This is a genomic window from Pseudomonas sp. S35 (assembly GCF_009866765.1).
Lineage (GTDB): Bacteria > Pseudomonadota > Gammaproteobacteria > Pseudomonadales > Pseudomonadaceae > Aquipseudomonas.
In genome coordinates, this window is sequence record NZ_CP019431.1 from 2,464,855 (window position 1) to 2,490,366 (window position 25,512).

The following is a 25,512-nucleotide window of genomic DNA, read 5'->3' on the forward strand; positions in this document are numbered from 1 at the left end:
TCGGTAAATCGGGGAGAACCCCGGCGGCCTTGCGGTGGCCGGGGTGGCAATCAACGTTTTTGGGTAACGGGCACTACAGGCGCGCCTTGCAGCGAGCCGAGGCTGTTCCACATATCCACGGTCTGCACCCGTGCGCTCACCGGGCGTGACACGGTCGGCGCCGCAGTCGCAACCGCCGCACGGCTTTGATTGATTCCCGGCAGATGCGGCACGACGGTTTTGCCCTGGGCCAGTGCGACGCTGTTGTCGAAGATCGCCTGGCTCAATGCAGCCACGCTGTTGTCGGCCAGACGCTCCGGCAGCGGGTCGAGGCCGGCAGCCTGGTACACCGCGCCATAAGCGCTTTGCAATTGGGCGTAGCTGCGGTCGCGAATGCGCGTGGCCAACACCGTTTCGGTGCGGGTGCGCACGCGCTCGACCAGGGTCTGGGCGTCGCTTTGCACGGCGTTTTCGGTCTGGTGCAGGATGCCGCGCTGGATGCGCTGCAATTCGTTGGAGCGATCAAACAGCGTATTGGCCTGCTGATACTGCTGCCACGCCACGTTGACCTGAGTCAGCACCGCCATGCGCAGGGCCTGGCGGCGTACATCGGCCACCGCGCTGCGCGCTTCGCCGGCACGAGTGATGGCGGGGTAGGAAAGCACGCTCATCAGGTTCCAACTCACCTGCACCCCGGCATCGGCCCAGCGATTGTTCACCGTGTAGCTGTTGCTGTCGTAGTTGCTGCCGACGAACAGCGAGGCCCCCGGCAGCAGGCGCAGCAGGGCCGAACGGGTTTCGAGCACGGCGTTGCGCGCCAGGTAGCTTTCCTCGCGCACTTCCGGGCGCTTGACCATGGCCAAGGCTTCCAGATCGTCGAGGCTGTAGGCCAGGGTCGGCTGGTGCATCTGTTGATCGGTTGGCAATACCAGGCGGTAGTCGCTGGCCGGCGGCAGGTTCATCAGGGCGGCCAGGCGTGATTTGGCGCTGGCCAATTCGCCGTCTACCGCTTCCAGTTGACGCACCATTTCCAGCAGGCCTTTCTGGAAGCGCAGCGCGTCCAGCGGGGCCAGCAGGCGTTGTTGTTCGGTTTGGCGTGCGTTGGCCAGGGCGCTGCGTGCCTCTACCAGCGCTTGCTGTACTTCAGGCTTCAGGCGTTCGGCAGTGGCGGCTTCCCAGTAGGCGCTGCGCACTTGGGCGATGATGTCGGCGACGATCCGGCGCCGGCGCTCTTCGGCCGCCAGGCTTTTGTTGGCCTGGGCCTTGGCACCGAAGTAGCCGAGGCCGAAGTCGAGCACGTTGAACGACATTTGCAGGTCGGCGCTGCGGCTGCTGCGGTCCTGGCTGGTGGACGGTTCCAGCGACTGGTTGCCGGTACGGATCGACTCGCTGGAGGACGCGGAAATATTGTCGCGGCCACGCCAGCCCGCACGGGCGGCGAGCTTGGGCAGCATGTCGAGGTTCTGCACGTCCAGCAGGTTATCTTCCAGTGCGCGCTCCATCAGGCCCAGGCGTTGTTGCAGGTTGTACTTCACGGCGCGGGCCATGGCTTCTTCAAGGCTGATCGGGCGGGTGACCGGCTCCTGGCCGTTGAACATGTTTGCGCGGTCGGCGCTGGCCTGGGCGATCTGCTGGTCCAGGGTCTCGGGCTCGGGTGTCACCGCACAGGCACTCAGCGTGAGTGCGGCCAGGCCGATGGCGAGACGTAACGGCAGGCGTTGGGCGAGCGGTTGCTGCTTGATCACATGTATTCCCCTGAAAAAGTGCGGTGCAGGCCGCCATCTTGGCGTGGCGTGACGCAGTGGCGGCAAAGATAAGAATTATTCGCAATATCAGCTATGCCGGGTTCATTAAGAATGCTTAATGAACCCGGTCGTTTCAGGCGGCGTTTTTGTCATCACCGCCGAACAGCGCACGCAGCAGCGCCTGGCTGCGTGCAAACAGGCCACTTTGGCCGCTGGCGTGCAGGTGCTCGCTGAGTGCGGCCTGGGCCTGGGCCTCGGGTGCTGGCGTGGGCGCTGTTTCGACGCTCACGTTGCCGTCGTCATGCACTTGCAATTCCACTGGGACTTGCACACGGTTGCCTTGGCTGTCGCGGGTTTCCAGGCGCAACTTCAAGCGCTGCAACTCGGCCAGGTGACGGCTTTCGACTTGGATCTGGCCGCTGCGACTGTCAAAGCGAATCCACGCCGGCAACGGCTTGCCGTCGGCCTGGCGCAAGGTGGCGGCCGTATGGCCGGCCACGCTGTCGGGCAGTTGGAAGCGGGTCAGCAGGGCGCCGCGCTCGACTGGGCGCAGGGCATCGAGGGTCGGCGCAAGGCGGGCGCGTTCCAGGCCGGCGAGGTCGTGGTCCTGCAAGCCATTGAGCGTGCCCAGGCCGAGCCAGGTCGGCAGTGCCGGCGGCTCGCTGGGGGCCGTCACAAAGCGGGTTTGTAGCGCGCGGTCCATGTCAGCGGCTGGCTGCCCACGCTGGGGCGTGGGGGCGATCCAGCCGGGATGTTGGCCGGGGACTACCGGTGTCACCGTATTGATTGGCTCGGCCACGACCGGGATCACGCTTGCCGCCTTGACCTCCAGCACCAGCGCACGCGACGCGCTGGCGCCGGACGGGTCGCTGGCCACCACCGTCAGGCGCAACGTGCCCACCGTGTCCAGGGTGCCGGACAGCGTGCGGCTGGCCGGATCGAATTGCAGCCCGTCGGGCAGGCCGTCCACGCGCCAGGTCAGCACGTCGCCCTGCGGGTCACTGAACAGCCCTGTCGGCAACACCACCTGATACGGCTTACCGGCCTCGGCGCTCGGCGGTACATAACCGTCGGGGCTGACCACTGGCGGCAGGTTTGCCTCGGGGTTATTGACCTGCAGCGTCACCTGTTGCGCCTGGCTGTTCTGCGCGCCGTCGTTCAGCACCACACTGAGCACCAGGGCGCCGTTGGCGGTGGTGGTTGCGCTGTTGCTGTACGTCAGTTGATGCAGGATTGCCTGGGCTTGGGCGCTGCTGATAGCGGCGCTGAAGGTCAGGGTCAGCGTGCCGCCGCTGTCGACAAAACTCCCTAGCACCTGCGCGCCTTGCAGCAGTTGCCCGTCCACCAGGCGGATGCCATTGCCGTCGGCAAAGCCGAAGTGATCATCGGCCACCGCGCTCGGGCTGCGGCTGACGCTGATGCTCGCGCCTTGGTAATTGTTCGCTGCGTCCAGTTCGGCGTCCGATAGCAACAGGTGCTCGGTGAAGGCCACCGGCGCTGTACCGATTTCATAAGGGATCGGCGCCATCGCCTCGGCGTGTAGCACCGCGATGCCACTGCCCAGCACCACGACACCGCCGTCAGCCGACAGCCCGATGGCGCCGGCATTGACCAGTGCCGGCGCATCGCCGGCGCCCACGGTGTTGATCAATTTCAGTTGCTGGTTGGCGGTGTTGTAGCGCTGCACGCTGGCATCGCTGCTGCTCACGTAGAGCAACTCACCGTTGGCCGACAGCGCCATGTCAGTCACCGTGGCCAAACCGCTGGCGCGGATGCCCAGGTCGGTAAAGCTGCCGTCGGCGGCATTGAAGCGCAGCACCTGCACCGAATTGGCCCCGGCCACGTAGATCAGCTGACCGTCGGCCGACACCGCGAGGTGCTTTGGATCGGCCATGGACACGGTCTTGCCAGCACTGTCGGCCTGGGTGTCGCGCACGAAGCCGGCCACGCTCAAGTTGCCATCGGCGCCGCGTTTGTAGGCGATCAGGGTATTGGCGAAGTTGTCGGAGCTGGGGTCGGTGACCACAAACACATAGTCGCCAGCCGTCACCAGTGCCACGGGTTGATGCTGGTAAGGCGCGGACCAGGCATCGTTGCCCAGGTTGTTGAGGTAGCTCAACTGCCCATTGCTGCGGCTCAGGATGGTCACGCCGTTATCGGTCAGCAGGTAGACGTTCTTGCCGTCTGCCGATTCCTGCACGCTGATGGGGTTGAACAGCGAATAGTTGTTGCTGTCGTCGCTGGTGAGGGTTTGCTTTACGCTCAGTTCGCCGGTGATCGTGTCGCGTTGCAGCACCACCAGGGTGTTGCCGCTGTTGCCGCCCAATGCGTAGACCTGGTTGCCATCGGCCGAGACCAGCAGTTGCTTGACCGAGTCCAGGCCGCTGTTGGCCAGGGTTTTCACGAAGCTCACACTGCCCGTCACCGGGTCACGGGCGAGCAGGGCGATGGCGCCGCTGCCATCGCTCACGTAGACGCTGCGCCCGTCGGACGACAGGCTTACTCCGGTCAGGCTGCCAAGGCCGGGCACCTGGGTCAGGTTCTGCACGATTGCCAGGTCACCCTGGGACAGCAGCGGGTCTTTGCCCACTACCGGCGTGTCGTTGATCGCGGTGATGTTCAAGGTCAGCGCCAGCACGCTGGAACTGAGGCTGCGATCGCTCAGGGTCACGCTGATGGCGACGCTGGCCGCTGGGGTGTGGCTGTCGCTGGCATAGGTGATCTGGCGCAACGCGTTCTGCACGTCGGCGGTGGTGGGGATGGCGCCCGCGTCGTCGTTGAAGCGGATGCTCAGCACGCCGTTGGCATTGCTCAGTTCACCGATGGTCACGCCGTCCTTTTGCAGGGCCGTACCGTTGAGGGTCAGGCCGTTACCGGCGGTAAACGCGAGTTTGTCGAGGCTCGTGGCGCCACTGAGCGTCACGCTGAGGGTCGCGCCGTTGTAGTTGCCCAGGCCGTTGTTGAAGCGGTCCATCTGGGCGTCGTGCACCACGGCATTCGGCGCGATCGCCACCGCGTCGCCGCGTTCGGTGTAGCTGGCGTTGCCGCTGTTGCCCAGGGTCGGTGCGGTGTTGGGTTCACTTGGGCCGGCCAGGCTGACCTTGACGGTTTCGCCCAGGGTGGTGCGGGTTGGCCCGGTCTCGCCGGTGTATTCGTTGAGGGTCAGGCTGATGGTGCGGGTGCCGCTCAAGTCGCTGCCGCTGTTGTTGAAACCGATGCTATCGATGACGGTGGCGGTGTCGCTGGCCGAGCGCATCAGGTACAGGGTCACCGTGGTGACGTTGCCGCTGATGGATAGGCTGTAGGACAACCCGCTCGGCGTCTGGCGGGTACCGCTGGTGGCGGTGTCGAGGTCGATTTTTTCGCCGGCTACGCGCAGCAGGTCATGGGCCTTGGCGGCGTCGAGGGTGAGTACCACCTGCCAGATCTTTTGATCGGCTTCGATGGTGTCGATGGTGGTGTCCTTGAACAGGCTGACGAACTCGTCGTCTTCGTGCAGGGTCGGGTCGAGCACGGTGCTGTCGAGGATCGCCGGATCGTTGATGCCGATCAGGTTGACCTTCACCAAAACGGTGGCGCTGTTGCCATCGCCGTCGTTCAGCACCATTGCAAAGCTCGGCTTGCCGCCGGCGCCGGCGGGGTCCTGGCTGCTGTTGGAATAGGCAATCTGGCGCAGCACGTTCTGCGCATCTGCCGCCGAGGTGCTGGCGACAAAGGTTACGCTCAATACGCCATTGGCCTCGCTGAAGCGTGCGATGGCCACGCCGCCCTTGAAGATTTGCCCGTTGAGCAGGCTCAGGCCGTTGCCGTCGGCGAAGGTGTAGGTGTCTGCAGCGTTGGCGCCGCCCTCGCGGGTGACGGTCAGGCTGGCGCCCTTGTAGTCGTCGGCGGCGTCCAGTTGCGCGTCGGCGAGGTGGCCGCTGGGCAACAGCACCACGGCACTGTCGCCCTCGGTGTAGGTGGCGTCGGGCAGGCCGATGTCGAGCGTCAGCAACGTCTCGGTCCAATTCACCGTGCCGCTGATATACAGCTGCTTGCCGTCGGCGCTGAGGCTGACGCTGGTGAGGTCGGCGAAGCTGATGTTCCACGGGTTTTCCCAGCGGTCGACACTCAGGCGCAGGCTCAGGTTGCCGCTGCTGTCACGGTTGAACAGTTGCACCTGGCTACCGACCGCAAATACTGCGCTGCCGTCGGCGGACACCTGGATGTCGGTGACGCTGCCATCCAGGGCCACGCTGCCGGCCAGGCTCAGCCGGCCATCTGCGCCGATGGCCAGCACTTGCAGGGTTTGCTCGGTGTCGTTGTTCAGCGCATAGAGGCTCTTGCCGTCCGCAGACAGGCTCAGCGCCTTGATGAAATAGCTGCTGTCGGCGCTGCTGCCGGCCAGGCTGTTGATCAGGCTCAGGCTGGCGTCGCTGTTGATCGCGAAGGCCGTGGCAATGCTGTTGTCACCGTTGGCGCCGACAAACAGGAAGCGCCCATCGGCCGACACCAGCAGTTGTGCCACGCCTTGCAGGCCGTCGATGCCGGCGACGCCGTCGGTGTAGGTGGTGAGCAGGCTCAATTGGCCGTTGCTGTCTTGTTGATACACGCGTAGCTCATCGGCGCCGGCGACAAACACCAGGCTGCCTTGGCTGGAGACCGCGGTGATGGTCTGGCCGTCGCTGCCTGCCAGGGTCGACGCCAGGGTCAGCTTGCCGCTGCTGCTGTCGCGGTTGAACACCACCAGGCTGTTGGCGTCGCTGCCGATCACATACAGGCTGTTCTGGTCGCCGCTCAGGTGCACCTTGAGCGCACCGGCCAGACCGGCGATGGACGTGTCCGCCAGGTTCTGCACAAAGGTCAGGCTGCCATCGGCGGCGCGGCTGAACACGTTGACCGAGGATGCACCTTCGGAAGGAATGCTCACCAGGTACACAAACTTGCCATCGCTGGATGCCACGCTGTCCCGCGTGCCGGCCAGCACGCTTTCTTGGGTGGTGCCGGCATAGTCCAGGGCGCCCGAGGCACCGCCGATGCTCGGCAGTTGCGCCGAGTCGACCGGCGCCTCGGTGCGCCACAGCACCAGCGCGGTGCTGACGCTTTTGCTGGCGTCGCTGAACGTCACTTGCAAGTCGACCCGCGCCGGTTCGCTGGCGGCGCCGTTGGTATAGGTCAACTGGTGCAGCACGCGGTTGACCTGAGCCTTGTCCACCGCAGCGGTGAAGGTCACGTTCAAGGTGCCGGCGTTGTTGCTGACCTCGGCGATGGCGTCGCCGTTGAACAGGATCTGGTTGCCCACCAGGCTCAGGCCGTTGCCGGCACTCAGGCCAAACACGTCATCCGCCGAGGCACCGCCACTGCGTACCACGTTGATGCTTGCGCCCAGGTAGCTGTTGAGGGCGTCGAGATCGACATCGCTGTAGCTCAGGTTCGTCGCGAACGGGCTGGCCTGTTGCTCGATGTAGGTACTGCTGGCCTTGGCACTCAGCACGTCGAGCCCGGCAATAAACGACGAGGTGCCGGTGTAGATATTCAGCCCGTCGCTGCTCACCGCCAGGTGGTTGTAGTTCTTGTTGCCCTTGAGGTTTTCCACAAAGGTCAGTTGCCCGGTTTGCGTATCACGGCTGAACACCAGCAACGACTGGCCGCCATAGGTGCTCACGTACAGCACTGAGCCATCGGCGGACAATGCCATTTCACGCAGGGCCAGGGAATTGGCCAGCGGGTAGCCATTCACTGAACCCACGTAGCTCAGGTTGCCATCGGCCTGGCGCTGGAAGATCGAGACAAAGGCGAAGTTGCCCGAGGTGACGTAGACGAATTTATCGTCCGGGGAAATCACCACATCCTGCAGGTTTTGCAGGTAGCGCGTGTCACTGGGCTGGTTGGCGGCCTCGGCACTGGCGGCGATGCTCGCCTGGTTGACGACGCCGACGTAGGTGAGCACGCCGCTGCTGGTGTCACGCTTGAGCACGGTGAGCATGGAACTGCTGGCGTTGCTGATGTACACCGATTGGCCATCGGCGGAGACCACGATGCCGGTAGGGGCGTTGAGGCCCAGCGCCGCGCTGCCACCCACGTAGGAGCCGATAAAGGTCAGGGCGCCGGTGGTGGTGTCGCGGCTGAACATCGCCACTTCGCTCTTGCCGGTGCTCGCATCATGGCCGTTGACGCCGTTGATGGTGTACAGCGACTTACCGTCGGCCGACAGCACGATCTCACTGACCGCCGCGTCCAGGCCGCTGGTGCCTTGGCCTTGGCTGGCGACAATCGAATTGAAGCTCAGCAGGCCGCTGCTGGCATCGCGCTGGAACAGCAACAGGTTGGCGCTGGCGCCGGCGGAGCCCGCCACGTACACCGCGCTGCCATCGGCCGAGACGGTCAGCGTGCTCATGGTGTTCAGGCCATCGACCTCGATGGCGGCGGTGGCCGGGTCATCGCTGGTGCCTTGGGTGAAGGTCTGGGCCAGGCTCAAGGCGCCGGTCAGCAGGTCACGGGTGTACACGCGCAAATAGCTGGTGCCGCTGCTGTTGCTGCCGCTGGTGCCGAGCACCAGCAGGGTCTTGCCGTCACTGGATAGGCTCACGCCGCTGACGTAATCGCTGTAGCCGCTGAGGCTGCCGTTGAAGTAGTACAGGCGGGTGTCGACGCTCAGGTCCACCGCTGCGGTGGGCGCGTTGTTCACCGCAATGGCCAGGGTGCTGCTGATGCCCAGGTCGCGGCTGTCGGCGCCGCCATTGGCGCTGCCGCCGTTGTCGCGTAGGGTGCCGAGGGTGAACGTACGGCTGCCGCTGACGGCGTCGCTGCTGTCGTTCACATAGCGCAGGCCGTTGACCAGGGTTTGCACGGCGGTGCTGCTGATACCGCTGTCGCGGCTGATGTGCAGGGTGGCACTGTCGCCACTGCTCACGTAGCTGTAGCTGTAGCCGCTGGTGGTAGTGCCGTTGGCCGATGTGGACAGGTCGATGCGGCTGCCGTCGACGATCAGGTACTCATGGGTTGCGTTCTGCACGCCGGTTACATTCACCTCCAGCGACAGCAGGGTTTGTCCGACTTCGCCGGTGTTCACGGCGGTATCGCTGAACAGTGCAGTCTGGGTCTTGGCGGTGTCGTACGGTACCGGCGTGACCACGCTGGTGCTCAGGGTTGGTGCGCTGTTCTTGCCGGCCAGCAGGGCCAGGGTCAGCGCCTGGCTGGTGAGTGCGCCATCGCTGGCCAACAGGCTCAGGCTGATGACGCTGCCATCGGCGACCGTGCTGTTGCGCAAGGTGACTTGATGCAGCACGGCATTGGCTTCGGCGCTGGTCAGCTGGTCGCTGAAGCTGACAGTGAGCACGCCGTTACTCTGGCTGAAGGTACCGACCTGCTGGCCGTTCTTGAGCAGTTGGTTGCCGGACAAGGTCAGGCCGTTGCCGCTGGCCAGGCCGAAGCTGTCGGCGCTGTCGGCGGTGCCACTGCGTTGCAGGGTGAAGCTTGCACCCGCGTAGTTGCCCTGTCCGGCATTCAGGCGGTCGAGGTTGGCATCCGTCAGGTTCACGCCGCTGGCGACCGTTGCGTCAGTGCCGGTGAGGTAGTTGGGCAGGTCGCTGAAGCGGTTGAGGGCCGTACCGCCGACCACCACCGACTGGCCATCCGGCGACGCACTCACCGTGGCCGCCCCCGGCACATCGGCCAGGGTGCCGCTCAGCGTCAGGCTGCCGTCGGCGCCCACGCGGTACACGCTCAAGGTACCGGCGCTGCTGGAGGTGGCGAACAGGCGGCTGCCGTCGCTGGACAAGGCCAGGCTGCTGACGCCGGTGAGGCTGTCGCTGTCCACCAGCACCAATTCCTTGCCGTCGCTGCTGTCGCGCAGTTGCAAGCTCTGGATCAGACCGCGGCTGGCATCGCTCAGGTAGATGAACTGGCCGTCCTTTGATGCGGTCAGGGCAGTGGCGGTGGAGCTGGTGATGCCTACGCTCAGGGTGCCGAGGGACAGCTTGGTTAGCGTGCCGTCGCTGCCGCGTTGCAGGGTGACCAGACTCGTGCCGGAGACGACAAATACATAGTCGCCGGTGCTGTAGATCGTGCGGCTGCGGCCGCCACCCAGGGTGCCTTCATTGAGGGTCTGGAGGCTGGTCAGGTTGCCGGTGGCGGTGTCGCGATTGAACACCTGCATCCCGCCGAACTGGGTGGTCAGGTACAGCTGTTGGCTGTCCGCTGACAGGGCGATATTGATCGCGCTGCTGGTCGAGGTGCTGCGCGCATTGCCCAGGGTGCCGTCGCTCGTCACATCCAGGGTGATAAGGTTATTGCCCGACAGCACATACAGCGATTTGCCGTCGGCGCTCAGGCTCAGGTCGCTGACGCTGCTCAGGTTGGCCACGCCCTTGAGCACCTGTTCGCTGCTCAGGTTGCCATGCTCGTCCACGGCAAAAGTCACCAGCGTGCCGGAGGTGCCGGCGGCGTACAGGTGCTTGCCGTCGCTGGAGTAGGCGATTTCCTTGCTGGTGCCCAGGTCCTTGAGGGTGGCGGCCTGGGCCAGGTCGGGCACGCCGGCATCGGCCAGTACGGGAGCGCGGTTGGTGTCGTTGACCAGGCTGATGCTGGAGCTGACCGCCAGGGCGGTGGTGTCCTTGCCGCCATCGGCGGTGCCGCCGTCGTCCTTGACGCTGGTCAGGGTGATGGTCCGCGCGCCGCTGTCGATGCTGGTGTCCAAGGCTTTGTAGCGAATGTTGTCGACCAGCGTCTTGAGGTCTGCGGCGGTGTCGGCGGCGGTGGTCGAGGAGGCGAGGCTGAGAGTAATGGTGGTCTGGCCGCCGCTGGTGGTGACGCTGTAGCTGTAGCCATTTTGTGTGGTTGCGCTGCTGACCTCGGTTGCCAGTTCGATGGTCTTGCCGTCGATCACCAGCGCTTCCTTGCTGTTGCTGCTGTCCACGCTGATCTGCACGCTGTCGAAATGCTGGTCGCTTTCTACCGTGGACGCGCTGGCGTTCTTGAACACTTGCACGCCGTTCGCGTCATCGGTGCCCACCGTGTAGGTGGCATGGCTGGCGTCGGCGCTCAGGGTCGGCGCCTGGTTTTGCGCTTCGGCCTGGGCCGAGGTATCGGCCGCCGTGGCGACTGCCGCCGCATCGAACATCATCCGGGGTTCAAGGGCCAGCGCCAGGGTGTGCGGGCGTGGGGAGCGGGGCAGAGTGGGCGCGGTCATGGCGAGATCCTTGGCGGAAAATGGAGGCGTGGGCATTACTCGATCAGCCGCGCATAACGCTCATGCTTGATCTTGTCGGCGATGTTCTTGAGCAGGGTGTCGATCTGGTCCTCACCTTCGGCGAAGTCTTCGGCGTCGGCGAACACCATGTTCTTGTCGCCGTTGGTGCAGACCCGCAGGCCGGGGCCGGCGACGCGGTCGAACAGTTGGCGGCCGAAGTTCTGCGGGTCACCGGGGCGCACGCCGATGAAGTAGAACTTGAGGTTGCGCTGGCGAAAGCTGTCGCACAGGCGCGTGAAGCGGCGCCCGGCGACTTCCGTGGACGGCGTGGTATTGCTCTCGCCGTCGATGGCCTGGCCGACTTCGGCGTTGTAGCTGTCGGTGTCGAACCAGTCGCCGGTGGTGTTGGCGAGCATCACGATGATCTTCACGTTGTCGGCATTGCCGTCTTCGTTGAAGTCCAGGGGCAATTCGTTGTCGCCCCAGCCGTTGGCGCCGCGCATGTTCGGTGACAAGGCCGAGCCGGCCCAGCCCATCGCGATCGCGTAGTTGGTGTTGAAGCGGGTGCTGAGCAAGTCCAGGCGTTTGTCGATTTCTTCGCGGTCCTGGGTCAGGGGCAACAGGGCGGCATTGGGGCAGCCTCTATCGGCGACCATGAAGCGCGTATCGACCACGCCGTCGGCCTGGCCGAAATCCGGGTTGGGCCCACGCCAGGAAATCGCCGGCGCGCCCGGGCTGCCATTGACCGGCAGGTCGTGGCGGTAGTGGATCTTGAATTGCCCGGCCGGTGGTTGATCCCAGTAGTAATTCTGGCCCAGGCCGAGGCCGCGGTAGACACACAGCAGGTTGGCACGCCGGTCGGGGATGCGCCGGTCCGCCAGGCTGCTGTAGCCGGTGCGGAACAGGCTGCGCAGTTCAATCGGGTTGAGCGCGCCCGGCGCCGCCCAGCGGTTGATGCGCTGCGGGTCCTTGGGGTCGTAGACGTTGACCGACTGGCTGTAGGGGATCAGTGACAGCCACACCTTGGCGTCGCTGTCTTCGTTGCTGTCTTCCCCCAGCAAGTTACCGGCGAAGGATTTGCCCAGGCGACGCAGGGCGGCAAGGTTGGGCGTGGTTTCACTCAGGGTGGTGGGCAGGATCAGCGCCACTTCGGTGGGCCGTGACACCACTTCAACGGTGGAATGCACGTGCTGCTGGCGTCGCTCGCCACCGATCAATACGGCCTGGGCGTGCAGGCTGACTTCCACGCGCAAGGTCAGAGGCTTTTCATCGCCACCGCCGGCGCTGCTGACCTTCAGCGAGTCGTACTCCAGTTGCTCGAACAGGTCGCTGTCCATGCCCAGGTTGTTCTGCACGTAGCCCCAGGCGATTTTTTTCAACTCGGCCGGCGTGCTGCGGCTGTCCATCAACTGCTGGTTGCCGATGGCGATGGCGGCGGCGTCGGTGGCGCGTTTGACCTGGGCGGCGTTGTTGGTCATGCGCAACAGGTCGATGGCGTAGGCAGTAGCGAGCAGGGCGCCACCGATGGCCAATACCATGAACGGTCCAACGCCGCCGTGTTGATCGCGGCAGAGGCGCTTGAGGGTGTTTTTCATTTGGGCTTGACCACCGACAACACGTCGCAGGGCAGGTGCAGGCCTTCGTAGGCCAGGCCCGCGTTGACCAGCAGGCGCAACAACCATTGAGTGGGGAACCGGGAAAGCGGGCGTGTCATCGGGGGCTCATCGTGGGCTGCGCAAGTGGCGGCAAAGATAAGAACTATTCCCAACATCGGGCAATCACTGGTTCATTAAGAATGCTTAATACGGGGAGTGAAAGCGTGGCGGCCCGTGCATATTTGGATCTGCGTTTTTCAGGGACAGCGTGAGAACGATCACACTCAACCCGCATCCTCATCCAACCCCGCCTCCCGGGCCAATTGCTTGTCCAGCTCCGGCTCGTCATACAGCATGCGGCTGAACGCCAGTGCCTCGATGTCCTTGTCCATCAACAACCCGCTGCCCAGCAGCAACGTGTTGGTATTACGGCACAACTGCACCACCACCAATGAGCGCACGCTTGTGGTGGTGTTGCCATTGGCGTCATCGCTCGGCAGCTGTTCCTCGGGCAAGCCGCCGACGTAATGCTTGCCCTGGCTGTAACTGGGGCAGATCCCGGTGACGCTGCCGCGTTGCAGAGGCTTCCAGGTCATGTTGCGGTCCAGCGAGACCTTGCTGATCACCAGTTGATAATCACCCAGGATCTTTGGCGAAGCCGCCTGGCGCAGCAGGGCGTCGAGGCCGTCGCTGTCCAGTGTGGGTTGGGCGGCGAGGACCGAGGCGATGTTGTGGGCCGACTGTTCCATATAGGCCCGTGCCTGATGCACGTTGTACAGGTCGGCGCTGACCAGGGCGGTGCCGATCAGCAGGGGCAACACCAGGATGCCCTCCATCATGGCAACGCCGCGTTGGCGGCGGGGCAGGTTGCGCATCAACTGTCATCCTCGGTCGGGTCTTCGCTGGGCAGGTTGCCCAGCAGGTGGCGGTATTGGTACTGGAAGCCGCTGCCCAGCCCGAAGAGGCTGGGCAGCGGGGTGATGAAGGTCTGGCTGAGGTCGACGGTGATGCTCAGGATCGGCGGCGACTTAAAATTTTGCGCCTGTTCCTTCTGTTCTTCCGCGGTGGCGCTCTGGCGGTTCTGGCCGAACAGGTGCAGGTTGTCGAAGGGCAGCACGTCAATCTCCAGGTTGTCTTCGGTGAGAAAGCCATAGGAGTAGCTGAGCATGCGCGTCTCGATATCCGTTTGCAGGGTGTCGGCGCTTTTCAGGTAGAAGCTTTTCTCGGCACGAAAATCCTGCACCGCATGTTCCAGGGCCAGGCTGCCGATACCGATCACCATCGCAATGCGCGCCAGTTCGAACAGGATCATCACCGCAAACAACAGCACGGGGAGGATGAACGCGGTTTCGGTGGAGGTGACAGCGTCCTGCCCGCGCCACAGACGTCTCAAGGCATTGGCCATCAGCGTTGCTCGGTCAGCACCAGGGGCCGCTGGCTGGCGGCAAGCAGTTCGCTGGCCAGCGGCGCGCCGTGGGTGATGCGCTCGCGGGTGGCCTGAAAGTCGCGCAGGATCGGTTCGGCGTAGCTGGGATCAAGACTTTCCAGCAGCACGCGGCGGGCGGTGTCGTCGTGACCCTCCAGCACGTAAGCCAGGGCCAGGTTGAGTTTCAGCGACGCTTCGCGGCTTTCCCGGGGCTGGTTGAGCAGGCCGATGGCCTTGGCGCTGTCGCCGCTGGCCAGCCAGTTGAGGGCCAGGTTATTGGTGGCGGCGACATTCGACGGGTCGATGGCCAAGGCTTTTTCAAACGCGTCGCGTGCGGCCTGGTTCTGCCCCTGGATATTCAGCGCTACGCCCAGGCCGTTGAGGTTTTGCGGGTTGTCGGGCTCGACATCAAGGGCGCACTGGAAGTCCTTGGCTGCCAGCGCTGCGCCGCCCATGGCCAGGCGCGCACGGGCCAGGCCGCTGCACAGGGCCACACGCTGGTCGCCGGGCATGGCTTGCAGGTTGCCGCCCAGTTCCTGGCGCGCCCGGTCGTACAGCGCGAAGGTCTCGCGTGGCGAGCGTACTTGGGCCGCAACGCTGGCGTATTCGATCAGGTACACGCCCTTGAGCTGCTGGCGCTGGTCCATGCGCTCATAGATTTCATAGGCGCCCGGCAGGCGCCCGTTGTCGCGTAGCACACGGGCCAGGCGCAGGGCTTCCTTGGCTTCTTTGCTGTCGAGGCTGGCGACGGCGCCGGTATCACGGTGAAGGGAGGGCAGGCTGCTGCAACCGCTGAGGGTCAACAGGCTGAGCAACAGCGCGGCGGGCAGGGCACGGGACATGGCGGTAGGGCTCCGAAAAAACAAGGTCAACTGCCCAGCAGGCGGATGATGCGAACCATCGCCGGGGCGCCCATCATCGCGATGATCGGCGGCAGGATCAGGGTCATCAGCGGTACGCTGAGTTGCGCCGGCAACTTGCCGGCCTTTTCTTCAAGGTTGAGGATCAGGGTCTTGCGGCTTTCATCGGCAATCGTGCGCAGCGCCTGGGACAATGGCGTGCCGTAGCGTTCGGCCTGGATCAGGGTCGCGACCATCACTTCCACGCTGCGTACGCCAGTGCGTTCGGCGAGGTTGAGCAAGGCTTTGGGGCGGTCGCTGAGGATCTGCAGTTCGGCCTGGGTGTAGCGCAGCTCATCGGCCATTTCCACGGCGGACAGGCTGATCTCGCGGGCCACCACTTGCAGCACACGGCCCAGCGGCAGGCCGGCTTCGGCGCAGATCACCATCAAGTCCAGGGCGTCCGGCAGGCTGCGGTCCAGGCGTGCGCCACGGCGGCCGGCGCGAACCTTGAGCCACAACTCCGGCAATGTGGCGCCGACAAACAACGCGATCAGGCCGCCGGCGATACCGTTCAGGCTCATGCGCGAGCCGGGTTCCAGCACACCGAACAGCACGCCGCAGAGCAACGCCAGGCCCAAGGTGTATTTGCCACTCATCAACAGGCCCAGGGCTTCGCGACTGCGAAAACCGGCCATGCCCAGCAGGCGGCGCAAGTGTTCGCGGTCGCTGGCGGTGCCGGCGAGTTGGTCGCCGACTCGGGCAACCGGCACAAGCAACGCGCGCAGGCGTGGTGACAGTTGCAGGCCCTGGCCGCGCACAATGGTGTCGTCGACCGCTGCGGCATCGGCGTTCTTTTTGCCCAGGCGCAGCGCCAAACCATCGGGCCGCTGTTGACGGTAAGCACCGATCAGCGCAACGCCCACACCGCACAACAGCAGGCCCAGGGCGCCTTGGGCGAAGGGATCATCGAGTAGGTTCATAGGACTCTGCGCACCATCATGTGGGTGATCAACAGGCCCAGGGTCACGCTGCCGAACGCATAGAACAGCACGCTGTTGCCGGTGGGGTCGTTAAGCAGGAAGTGAAAGTCCTTGGGTGAATTGACGTACATGTAGCCCAGGGACAGTGGCACCAGTGCGCCGACAATCTTCGCCGAGGCGCGGGCTTCGGAGGTCTTGGCCTGGATCTTCAGTTGCAACTCATGGCGCTCGCGCAGGGTGGCTGACAACCGATCCAGGGTCTCGCCCAGGCGCCCGCCGGCCTCTTGGTTGATGATCAGGATCACCGCGAAAAACCGGTACTCGTTCAGCGGTACGCGCAGGGTCGAGTCCTGCATCACCTGGCGCAGTGGTACGCCCAGGCGCAGCCAGTTGTCGATCAGGGCAAATTCCACCGCGAGCGGGCCGGGGATGTTTTCCGCCACCAGGGTGAACGCGTTGCTGATCGGCACGCCGGCACGGGCGGTGCGGGTGATGGCGTCGATGGCCTGGGGCAGGCTCAACTTGAGTTCCTTGAGGTGCTTGCCCAGTGCGTTGCGGTACAGCACATTGCCGATGCCAAAGAATGCCAGCAGCCCGAACAGGCTGCCGAACAGCAGCGGCATTGGGGTGTCGCGGCCCAGAACAACGGCGATCATCAGGCTGCACAAACTCAGCAAAATAATGCGCATGCGCAAGGTCTTGTGCCATCCCAGTACCCGCAGGTCGAGCCACACTCGTGCAATGGCGGGGCCGAGCAGTGGCAGGTTGGCGAGCGGCGGGTTTTCCAGTTCACGCAGCACGTCTTCGGCCTCGGCCAGTTGCCCGGTAGACCTGGCGGCCAAAGCTTCATGACTGTCGAACAGGGCCTTGAGGCGTTCCAGGCGCAAGCGGTTGGCCTCGGCGCTCTGGCGCTTGCCGTTGAGGCTACGCGCCACCAGGAAGCCCAGCAGCACCAACACAAATATCAGCAGGGTGAACAGGTCGAGAAGGGCGTCCATCAATAGTGCCCTTCAAACAAGTGAGCATGGCTGGTGTAGAACTGAGGGCGTTGGCCGCTGGCGACAAATTCGCCGACCAGGGTGCCCTTGGCGTCGACGCTGGTAGTCTTGAAACCGAACAATTCCTGGGTCTGGATCACGTCGTTTTCCATGCCGCAGATTTCCGTGATCGACACCACGCGTCGGGCGCCGTCGCGCATGCGCTCGATCTGCACGATCAGGTTGACCGCACTGGCGATCTGGCGCCGGATCGCTTCCAGGGGCAGTTGCATGCTCGCCATCATCACCATGTTTTCCATGCGCATGATGGCGTCGCGCGGGGTGTTGGAGTGCACGGTACACAGCGAGCCGTCGTGGCCGGTGTTCATCGCCTGGAGCATGTCGAAGCTTTCACCGCCGCGCACTTCGCCGAGGATGATGCGGTCGGGGCGCATCCGCAGGGCGTTGCGCACCAGGTCGCGCTGGTCGACCTTGCCGGTGCCTTCGGCGCTGACCGGGCGGGTTTCCAGGCGCACTACGTGGACCTGTTGCAGTTGCAGTTCAGCGGCGTCTTCGATGGTGATGATGCGGTCGGCGTCGCTGATCTTCTGTGACAACGCGTTGAGCAAGGTGGTCTTGCCCGCGCCGGTACCACCCGAGACGATGATATTGAGCTTGGCCAGCATTGCCCGTTGCAGCACCTCGGCCATTTGCGGCGACATGGCGCCGCGCTCGGCAAGGATCTCCAGGGACATGTTGCGGCGCATGAACTTACGGATCGAGATGGTGGTGCCGTCAATGGCCAGCGGGTAGGTGATGACGTTGACCCGGCTGCCGTCGGCCAGGCGCGCATCCACCATCGGGTGGCTTTCATCGATACGCCGGCCCACCGCGGCGGCGATGCGCTGGGCCGTGTTGAACACGTGTTCTTCATCGATAAAGGTGATGGGCGACAGCTCCAGCTTGCCGAAGCGTTCGACAAACACCTGGCCGGCACCGTTGACCAGGATGTCGTTGACCGAGTCATCGGCGAGCAACGGCTGGATCGGGCCGATGCCCACCATTTCGTTGAGCATCTCTTCGCCGATGCTTTCTTCTTCCTGGCGCGACAGCTGCAAGCGGTTGTCGTCGCAGATGCGGCGGATCACCGACTCGATCTGCACGCGCAGTTTGTCGCGGCCCAGGCTGGCAGCCTTGAGGGGGTCGATCTGGCCGTACAGCTGGCTGCGAATCAGCTTGCGATGGGCGATGGCGGTGAGGTCCACGGCCTTGCTTGCGTGGTTGCGCTGCACGCTGGTGGCGCGCACTTCCTGCTGGGTGGGCGCCGCCACCGGTGTTGGGGTCGGGCGCGCCTGGGGTTTTTTCGGTTGACGGATGAGCATGCTCGGGTCTCCTCGGCTCAGGCCGCTGTACGCGGGCGCCCGAGGGCGTGCTTCAAGCGGTTGATGATGCTCAGCGGGGTGCCGGAGCGTTTTGCCGGTGGGCGGCCGCAGGCCAGGTCGGCGAGGTCGAGCAGGGCATTTTCGAACGCAGGTACGCCCGCCAGGCTCAATGGCCCGCGCAACAGGCTTTGGCTCAACACCGTGCCGACATGGGGCAGCACCAGGTCGATGCGCCGCCCCACGAAGGCTTCGAACTGCGCCCGGTCAATCAGGCCCGCCCCGGCATTACGCGTCGGGTTGACCACCAGCAACAGGTGTTGGCCGCTGCTCTCATCACCGATTTCGCGCAGCAGGCGCAGGGTGTGGCGGGCGTCCTGCACGGTGAGGTCGGTGAGGATGATGCGGGTCTGGGCGTTGGCCAGCACCTCAAGGGCACCCGACGGACGCCCGGCGGGCAAGTCCCACAGCACCTGGTTGAACATGTGGCAGAGGTTGCCGCCCAGGTTCATCAGGTGGTCGGTGTCCAGCGCCGGCGCGGGCTGCAAGTTGGCTTCCTGGGCAAGCAGGAACAGGCGTTCGTTGATCTGGCCCATGGAGCGTTGCAGGAAGCGTGTGTCGATTTCTTCACTGCCCAGCACGGCGGTCAGTCCGGCTTCGCCTTCGTAACCGAGCAGCAACGCTTGGTCGCCGTTGGCGCGGTCGAAATCGACCACGGCGCAGTGGGTATGCCGTTGTTCCGAGAGCAGGCGCGCCAGGCCGCTGACCACGGTGCTGGTGCCCGCGCCGCCACTGGCGGCGGTGACGGCGATGGTGCGGCCGGTACGCGCGGGCAGGTGTTGTTCGCTGCCGGCGGCGCGGGTCAGGGTATCGGCCAACTGGTCCAGCGGCACCGGTTTGATCAGGTAGTCGAACAGCCCGTGGTGCAGCAAGGTGCGGTACAGGTTGACGTCCTGGCGGCTGCCCAAGGCGATGATCTGGCAGGCGGGGTCGCAGCTCTGGCTGAGTTCGTTGATCGCGTGCAACGGCAACGCTTCGTCATCCAGGTCGACCAGCAACAAGGCGGGGACCGGGTGAGCACGGGTCCATTTGATGGCGGCGGCAACGCCCCCGGCGCGCGCGCATTCGGCTGGGTAGCCAAGGCGCACCAAGTGCTCGCCGTAGAGCCGGGTTTGCTCGGGGTTGGCGGCGAACAGCAGCAGGTCCGGCAGGCTGCCTGGGGTTTGCGAGTGGTTCATGGCGTGGCTCCCGGGTCAGTTCTTGCTGAAGTCGATGTCGAGCAGTTCGCGCGGCTCATCGTCGTAGTAGCGGGTCACGCTGTTGACGGCGGTGTTGCCGTCGCCACTGTCCAGGGCCTGGGCGCGGGCCAGGTCACGGGGGTCGGCGACCATGCGCGCAATATTGGCGCGGTTGGCGCAGCCCAACTGGCCGGTGGCCTGGAACGGTTTGACGGTCCAGTTCTGGCCGTCGGCAACCGCGCAATCGGGCACCGTGACCACCATAGCTTCGGAGACCACTTGCAGGTCTTCGTCAGTGGCGTTGCCGGTGCGCAATTGCACCGGCGCGACGATGATCTGCTGGGCCGGTGTGCCGAGTTCGCGCAGGACCGTGGCCAGGCGCTTGCTCACCGTTTCACCGGCCGGGGTGAAGGGCCGCAGCGTCAGCGTCTGGTTATGCAGACGGCCCTGGCTGCGCAACAGGGTGTTGAGGTTGGCCAGGGAATCGGGCGTGAGGCTGCCGCCGGGGCTGGTGTGCAGCGCGGCCATCAGGGCTTGCGGCTTGACGCTGGGCGCTTGCGCTTGGTTATAGGGCTGGAAGCGGCTTTCACGCATCTTGTGGACCTGGTGGTCGCAGCCGCTCAGCAGCAGGGCGCCGGCCAGCACGGACAGCAAGGGTTTGATCGCAGACATGGGCATCTCTCCGTGACTCAGTACAGGTAGCCGGCGGACGCCTGGCTCGGCAGTTGGGTGTCGAGGGCGCGAATGCCGCGTCCGGGCGTCTGCAGGTCGCCGGGGCTGGTGGGCTCGACCACGTAGGCGGTGGCGATGATTACCAGTTCGGTGTCTTGCTGGTCGCTTGTCTCGGTTTCGAACAGACGGCCCAGGCCTGGGATGTTTTTCAGCCCCGGCACGCCGGTGACGCTCTGGTTGATGTTGCTGCGCAGCATGCCGGCCAGGGCGAAACTTTGGCCGCTGGCGAGTTCCACGGTGGTGTCGGCGCGACGCACCTTGAATGCCGGGATCACGTTGCCTTCCAGGGTCACGGCGCCTTCATCCGACAGGTCGCTGACTTCCGGGGCCACGTGCAGGCTGATGCGGTTGGGCGAGAGCAGGGTAGGGGTCATGCGCATGATCACGCCGTACTGTTTGTACTCGATGCTCACGTTGTTGTTGGTGATGATCACGATCGGCACTTCACCGCCAGCGGCAAAGCCTGCGGTCTCGCCCGACATGGCGGTGAGGTTGGGTTCGGCCAGCACCGTGGCCAGGCCGTCTTCGGACAGTGCAGTGAGCAGCCCGGCGACGCTGGTGGAGCCACGGGTATGGGAGCCGCCCGCGACCGCATTGGTGGCCGTGCGTAGCGGGGTGATGCCGTTGTTGGTGGCGGTAAACAGGCTGCTGGCGTTGCTGAAGAAGTAGTTGTTGTTCTTCAGCGTGGCTTCCCAGTTCATGCCCAGTTGGCTGCTGAGGCTGCGGGATACTTCGACGATCCGCACGCTGATATTGACCTGGGCCGACAGCTCGACCTTCAGTTGGTTGATCACCCGTGGCGGCGGTGCGTCACCGCCCGCGCCGCCACCACCACCGCCGCCGCCACCACCTTGGCCACCGTTCTTGTCGTCGCTGGAGCCCAGGTAGGCCTGCACGCTGCTGATCACTTGCTTGGCCTGCTGCGGGGTGCGCACTTGGCCGCGCACGATCAGGCCATTGCCCGACGAGGGGCCGAACTCGACGTGGGCGCCGGGGATCTCGTTATTGATCTGCTCGCTGAGGGCGGCGAGGTCATGGTGGGCCACCAGGCGAATGGCCGCGATCACATCGTCGTTATGGTCGAGGGCGTACAGCGTGGTGGTGCCGGCACCTTCAGCAAACAGGAACACGCTGCTGCTGGAGGGCATCTGGAAGCTGGCGATCTTGGGATCGGCCACCAGCACCTTGGCCGCCGCACGCGGCAGTTGCAGCAAGCGACCTTGCTTGACCAGCAACTGCACGTCTTCGGTTTCCTTGACCTCGGTGAGCTTGGCCGGCAGGCGTGGGCGCGGGGCCGGCGGGGTGTAGAAACCCTGCTCGGCGCGGTCGGCCAGGGCATCTTCGGGGGTGTCCGGATGTACCGGGCCGATGATCTGGTCTTCGGGGAAATCCTGGGCAGGTTCTTCGGCCAGGGCGATGATGGGCCAGGCCGAGCTGATGCTCAGGGCGCACGCCAGCGTCAACGCCGGAGTCTTCGAGGCGAACTTCATGGTGTCGGGTTCCGAATGGGCGGTTACGGCCAGCACCAGGGCTGGCTGGGAATAGGGGTGAAGGTCGGCTTAGTTGACTTTGACCATTTCGAATTTTTCGCCGCGGAACGCTTGGATCGGCGGGTTGAAGCCGTCGTAGACCTGGGTGGCCTGGCGCAAGGTGATCGCCTGGTCATTGCCCTGTTGCGGGCGACCGTTGGAGGTTTCTGCGATGCCGCGCAATGCCAGTTGCAACGTGCCGATTTCCCGCGCCAGGGCCAGGCGTTCGGCCTGTGACGGTGGCACTTCAAGGGTCACGGTTTCGTAGAACTCGGTGTCGCGGCGTTGCTTCTTGCGCAAGGCCAGGTCAGCCGGGCTTTCGCGCAGGCTGATCTCGCTGCGGGCCACGTTGTTCAGGGCCAGTACACGGACGTTGCGCAGCAGGGTTTGCGAGGCCAGTTTTGGCAGGCCGTCGCTGGCGCCGGTGGTTTTGTTGTTTTCGGTGGCAAGGCTCAGGCTCAGGATCACATCGACCCGATCACCCGCCGACACCAGCCCGGAGCTGCTGGCCACGGCATTGGTCGGCACGGCAATCGCGCGCATCCCGGGTTTAAGCACGGCGGCCACGAAGCCGGGTTCGCCGGGGCGCACCACCAGGTTATTGATCAGCGGCTGGCCCTTGGCGATGGGGTGGCGCACGGTCGCACCGAGCACCACGTCGATGGTGTCCTGGTCGCGCAGGAAGTACTGCAGGGGCGAGTGCTTCTGGTCGACGGTTTGCCATTGCACACTGGCGGTGTCGATGAATTCGCCCGGCTTGATGTCGCGGGAGGTCACCAGAATCGCCTGCTTGGGCTCGGGCTCGACGACCGGCGCCGCGACCTGTTGCACCACCGGCGGTTGCGGCGGGGTGGCGAGCAAGGCCCGGGCGAGCAGGGCCGCGCCGCCGGCCACGACCAGCGCACCGGCCAGCAGAAGAATGGAGGGGGTTTTCATGGGGTCAGCCCGAGGTCAAGAGTGAATAGGAAACAGCAAGGTGTAGAACGCGCCGCTGGCGATGGCCAAGCCGTACGGAATGCCTTGCGGACGATCTGCCGTCAGCACCGTGGGCACCGCAATATTCAGTTGCGGGTACCGTCGGCCGACCTTCAGCCAGCCCTGTGCGCAGGTGTTTTCCACCAGCGTCAGCAATGGCAGTGCCAGGGCCAGCATGCCGCCGGCGAGGGCGGTGACGATGAGGAACGCCATCAGGTCGTCGCAGTCGATCCACAGGCACATCACCGCCATCAGCTTGACGTCCCCGGCACCGACACGGCCGAGGCTGAACAAGCCGTAGCCCACCAGCAGCACGATGGCGGCACCGGTCAGGGAGCCGGTGATCTCATGCAGGACCGCGCTGCGCTCGAACGTGGCCCAAGGGCCCTGACCGAGCAATGCCATTACGGGCAAGGCGACCCACAGGGCGATCAGGACAAGCACCAAGGTGTTGTGAATGCGCCGGTACAGCAGGTCGGTGCAGATGACCCAGCACAGGGCCGGGATCAGCACCAAGATGGCAAGCGTGGATGGCATGACTCTCTCCGGCGCTTGCGCTTACTTGCTGGTACCGGGATTGCTGGTGTTGGTGATCTGGTCGGCGATGGAAGCGAAACGCTCCTTGAGCGCGGTGACGAACACCCCTTCGGAGCCAAAGATCACGCCGATCGCAGCGGCCATGGCAGCGGCGAGGATGCCGTATTCGATTGCGGTCACACCACTTTCGTCAGCGAGAAAAGCTTTAAGGCGGTTGGCCATGGTGAGGCTCCTGAAGGGCTGAAATCAAAGAGGTGCCGGGAGCAAAGGCGCGCCCGGCGAAGTGGCGATATTAAGATTTATTCTCAATTGGCAAGCAACAGCCGAATTATTAAGAATGCTTAAGGAACGCCGTTATTTCAGGCCGTCGGGCGCTTTTGCAGCTGGATCACGGCGCGTAATCCAGGTTGGTTGTCCTCCAGGATCAAGTCTCCACCATGCAGTTCGGCAATGGCGCGGATCATGGTCAGCCCGAGGCCATTGCCCGGTGTGCCGCCGCTGGTGTCCAGGCGCTGGAAACGCTCCACTGCGGTGGTGCGCTGGGCGGCGGCAATGCCGGGGCCGAGGTCGGCGACACACAGGTAACAGTAATCCAGGCTCTGGAAGGCCTTGAGGGTTATGGGCAGGCCTGCGGGGGCATATTTGAGGGCGTTGTCGATCAGGTTGGCCATGGCCTGGAACAGCAGGGCCGGGTCGCCGTAGAGCCAGCAGTCGGCGGGGGCTTGAATCAGCAGCGGGCAGCAGCGTTCTTCGGCCAGCGGCAGGTAATACTCGACCACATCCTTGAGCAGGCCGTGGGCCGCGAAGGTTTCGAATTGATAGGCCAGACGCCCGGTCTCCACTTCAGCGACGCGCATCACCGCGCGGAACAGGTTCTGGATCCGTTCGCTGTCCTGTACCGCTTGCAGCAACTCAACGCGTGCCTGGCCATCGACCATGTCCACCGCGCTGAGCAGGCGGCTTTGCAGGCGTGTGAGGGGGGTGCGCAGTTCATGGGCGATGTGGGTGGTGATGTTCTTCACCTCTTCCATCAGCTTGTCGATGCGCACCAGGCCCTGGTTGATCTCCAGGCCCAGGCGGTCGAATTCGTCGCCTTGCTGGGCGTAGGGCACGCGCACGCTGTGATCGCCCCCGGCATAACGCGCCAGGGCATCGCGGATGCTGTTGATGCGGTACAGGTTGCGCATGCTGAACGGCAGGCTGATCAGCACGATGGACAGCAGGATGACCAGCAGGCCCGCACCGGCGATCAGCGGAATCATGCGGGTGCGTTCGAGCATGGGCCGCAAGTCGTAGGCGCTGAAATACTGGCCGCCGCCCGGCAAGGGCATCAACAGGCCGAGAATGTCTGCCTCACGGCCCTTGGCGGTGAGCAGTGTGCCGTGGCGCCAGTTGGTATTGCAGGGGGCGGGGCAGTCCATCGGCGGCAACAGGCTGGCGTCACCGAACAGGGCGTTGCCGGCTTCGTCAAAGACAATGGAATGGCGGTCCTTGCGCACTTCCAAGGCTTGGCCATTGAGCAGATTGCGCGCCGCTTCACGGGCGTCGCTCAAGCGCCCGTGATACTGCTGGGTGCGCACATCGGTGAGGATCATGTCGCGCACATGGCTGCGCATCACCACCACCAGCAACTGGTTGCTGAGGATGATCGATGCCAGGGCAACCAGCAGGCAGATGAAGGCAATGGTGGTGGCTTGGCGAAAGTTACTGGTGTTGAGCAGCAGTTTCAGGTTGCGGTTAACCAAATACATAGCCGATTGCCCGAACGGTACGGATCATTGCGCGCTCGAAGCCCTTGTCGAGTTTGTTGCGCAATTTGGACAGGTGGACATCGATCAGGTTGGTTTGCGGGTCGAAGTGATAACCCCAGACTTTCTCCAGCAACATGCCCCGCGTCACGGTCTGGCCGACATGCTCGGCGAGCACTTGCAGCAGCTTGAACTCCTTGTCGGTGAGGTCGATGCGCCGGCCGGCCCGCGTGACTTCACGCCGCGCCAGGTCGATCTGCATGTCTTCGACCTGGATGCAGTCTTCCTGGGCGGTCTGGTTGTGACGCCGGGCCAGTAACTCCAAGCGCAGCAGCAACTCGGTGAAGTCGAAGGGCTTGCCCAGATAGTCATCGGCACCGGCGCGCAGGCCTTCCACGCGGTCGCTGGACTGGTCGTTGGCCGACAGGATCAGGATCGGCGGGCGCGCCACCCCGTGCAGGCGGTTAAGTACCTCTATCCCATCCATACGCGGCAGCATGCGGTCGAGGATCACCACATCGAAGGCTTCGTTCTTGAGGATCTGCAACGCGCCTTCGCCGTTGTCTATCAACCGACAGTTATGGCCGTAGGCATGCAGTTTGCTGCCAAGCCAGTGACTGACTGAGCTGTCATCTTCGACCACCAGAACACGCATGAAGAA

18 protein-coding genes are annotated in these 25,512 nt (G+C 64.4%); all 18 read right to left on the reverse strand.

Annotated elements, in window-relative coordinates; all coding sequences use genetic code 11:
- Nucleotides 1–50: 50 nt before the first annotated feature.
- Nucleotides 51–1,724, reverse strand: coding sequence for a TolC family protein (locus tag PspS35_RS11245; protein ID WP_159934415.1), 1,674 nt, complete (start codon nt 1,722–1,724; stop codon nt 51–53).
- 133 nt (nt 1,725–1,857) lie between these two features.
- A complete protein-coding gene (locus PspS35_RS11250; RefSeq protein ID WP_159934417.1) occupies nt 1,858–10,893 on the reverse strand; it encodes a beta-propeller fold lactonase family protein in 9,036 nt (3,011 codons plus the stop codon).
- Between the two features lie 35 nt (nt 10,894–10,928).
- On the reverse strand, nt 10,929–12,488 hold the full coding sequence (locus PspS35_RS11255; RefSeq protein WP_159934419.1) for a Tad domain-containing protein: 1,560 nt from the start codon (nt 12,486–12,488) through the stop codon (nt 10,929–10,931).
- The gene (locus tag PspS35_RS30515; RefSeq protein WP_275113844.1) at nt 12,485–12,607 is read right to left on the reverse strand and encodes a hypothetical protein; all 123 of its coding nucleotides are present in this window, start codon (nt 12,605–12,607) and stop codon (nt 12,485–12,487) included. Before PspS35_RS30515 ends, PspS35_RS11255 begins: the two co-directional genes overlap by 4 nt.
- A gap of 165 nt (nt 12,608–12,772) precedes the next feature.
- Nucleotides 12,773–13,363 carry a pilus assembly protein gene (locus PspS35_RS11260; protein WP_159934421.1) on the reverse strand — a complete coding sequence of 197 codons (591 nt, stop codon included), beginning with the start codon at nt 13,361–13,363 and terminating at the stop codon, nt 12,773–12,775.
- Nucleotides 13,363–13,893, reverse strand: coding sequence for a TadE family protein (locus PspS35_RS11265; RefSeq protein ID WP_159934423.1), 531 nt, complete (start codon nt 13,891–13,893; stop codon nt 13,363–13,365). The genes PspS35_RS11260 and PspS35_RS11265 overlap by 1 nt, the downstream gene beginning before the upstream one ends.
- Nucleotides 13,893–14,756 (reverse strand): tetratricopeptide repeat protein, encoded by an 864-nt coding sequence (locus PspS35_RS11270; protein WP_159934425.1) that lies wholly within the window; start codon nt 14,754–14,756, stop codon nt 13,893–13,895. The genes PspS35_RS11265 and PspS35_RS11270 overlap by 1 nt, the downstream gene beginning before the upstream one ends.
- Nucleotides 14,757–14,782: 26 nt before the next feature.
- Entirely contained in the window at nt 14,783–15,736 is a 954-nt protein-coding gene (locus PspS35_RS11275; protein ID WP_159934427.1) for a type II secretion system F family protein, read from the reverse strand.
- The gene (locus tag PspS35_RS11280) at nt 15,733–16,734 is read right to left on the reverse strand and encodes a type II secretion system F family protein (RefSeq protein ID WP_202982126.1); all 1,002 of its coding nucleotides are present in this window, start codon (nt 16,732–16,734) and stop codon (nt 15,733–15,735) included. Before PspS35_RS11280 ends, PspS35_RS11275 begins: the two co-directional genes overlap by 4 nt.
- Entirely contained in the window at nt 16,734–18,095 is a 1,362-nt protein-coding gene (locus PspS35_RS11285; protein WP_159934431.1) for a CpaF family protein, read from the reverse strand. The genes PspS35_RS11280 and PspS35_RS11285 overlap by 1 nt, the downstream gene beginning before the upstream one ends.
- 17 nt (nt 18,096–18,112) lie before the next feature.
- The gene (locus tag PspS35_RS11290) at nt 18,113–19,330 is read right to left on the reverse strand and encodes a histidine kinase (RefSeq protein WP_159934433.1); all 1,218 of its coding nucleotides are present in this window, start codon (nt 19,328–19,330) and stop codon (nt 18,113–18,115) included.
- Nucleotides 19,331–19,345: 15 nt separating this feature from the next.
- Nucleotides 19,346–20,002 carry a CpaD family pilus assembly lipoprotein gene (locus tag PspS35_RS11295; protein WP_159934435.1) on the reverse strand — a complete coding sequence of 219 codons (657 nt, stop codon included), beginning with the start codon at nt 20,000–20,002 and terminating at the stop codon, nt 19,346–19,348.
- 17 nt (nt 20,003–20,019) lie between these two features.
- Nucleotides 20,020–21,552, reverse strand: coding sequence for a type II and III secretion system protein family protein (locus PspS35_RS11300; RefSeq protein ID WP_159934437.1), 1,533 nt, complete (start codon nt 21,550–21,552; stop codon nt 20,020–20,022).
- Nucleotides 21,553–21,621: 69 nt separating this feature from the next.
- Nucleotides 21,622–22,527, reverse strand: a complete 906-nt coding sequence (gene cpaB / locus PspS35_RS11305; protein WP_159934439.1) for a Flp pilus assembly protein CpaB — start codon at nt 22,525–22,527, stop codon at nt 21,622–21,624.
- Nucleotides 22,528–22,542: 15 nt separating this feature from the next.
- The gene (locus PspS35_RS11310) at nt 22,543–23,103 is read right to left on the reverse strand and encodes a prepilin peptidase (protein ID WP_159934441.1); all 561 of its coding nucleotides are present in this window, start codon (nt 23,101–23,103) and stop codon (nt 22,543–22,545) included.
- Between the two features lie 21 nt (nt 23,104–23,124).
- Nucleotides 23,125–23,325 (reverse strand): Flp family type IVb pilin, encoded by a 201-nt coding sequence (locus PspS35_RS11315; RefSeq protein ID WP_159934443.1) that lies wholly within the window; start codon nt 23,323–23,325, stop codon nt 23,125–23,127.
- Between the two features lie 137 nt (nt 23,326–23,462).
- Nucleotides 23,463–24,854, reverse strand: a complete 1,392-nt coding sequence (locus PspS35_RS11320) for a HAMP domain-containing sensor histidine kinase (RefSeq protein ID WP_159934445.1) — start codon at nt 24,852–24,854, stop codon at nt 23,463–23,465.
- A complete protein-coding gene (locus tag PspS35_RS11325) occupies nt 24,841–25,506 on the reverse strand; it encodes a response regulator transcription factor (protein ID WP_159934447.1) in 666 nt (221 codons plus the stop codon). Before PspS35_RS11325 ends, PspS35_RS11320 begins: the two co-directional genes overlap by 14 nt.
- Nucleotides 25,507–25,512 lie beyond the last annotated feature (6 nt).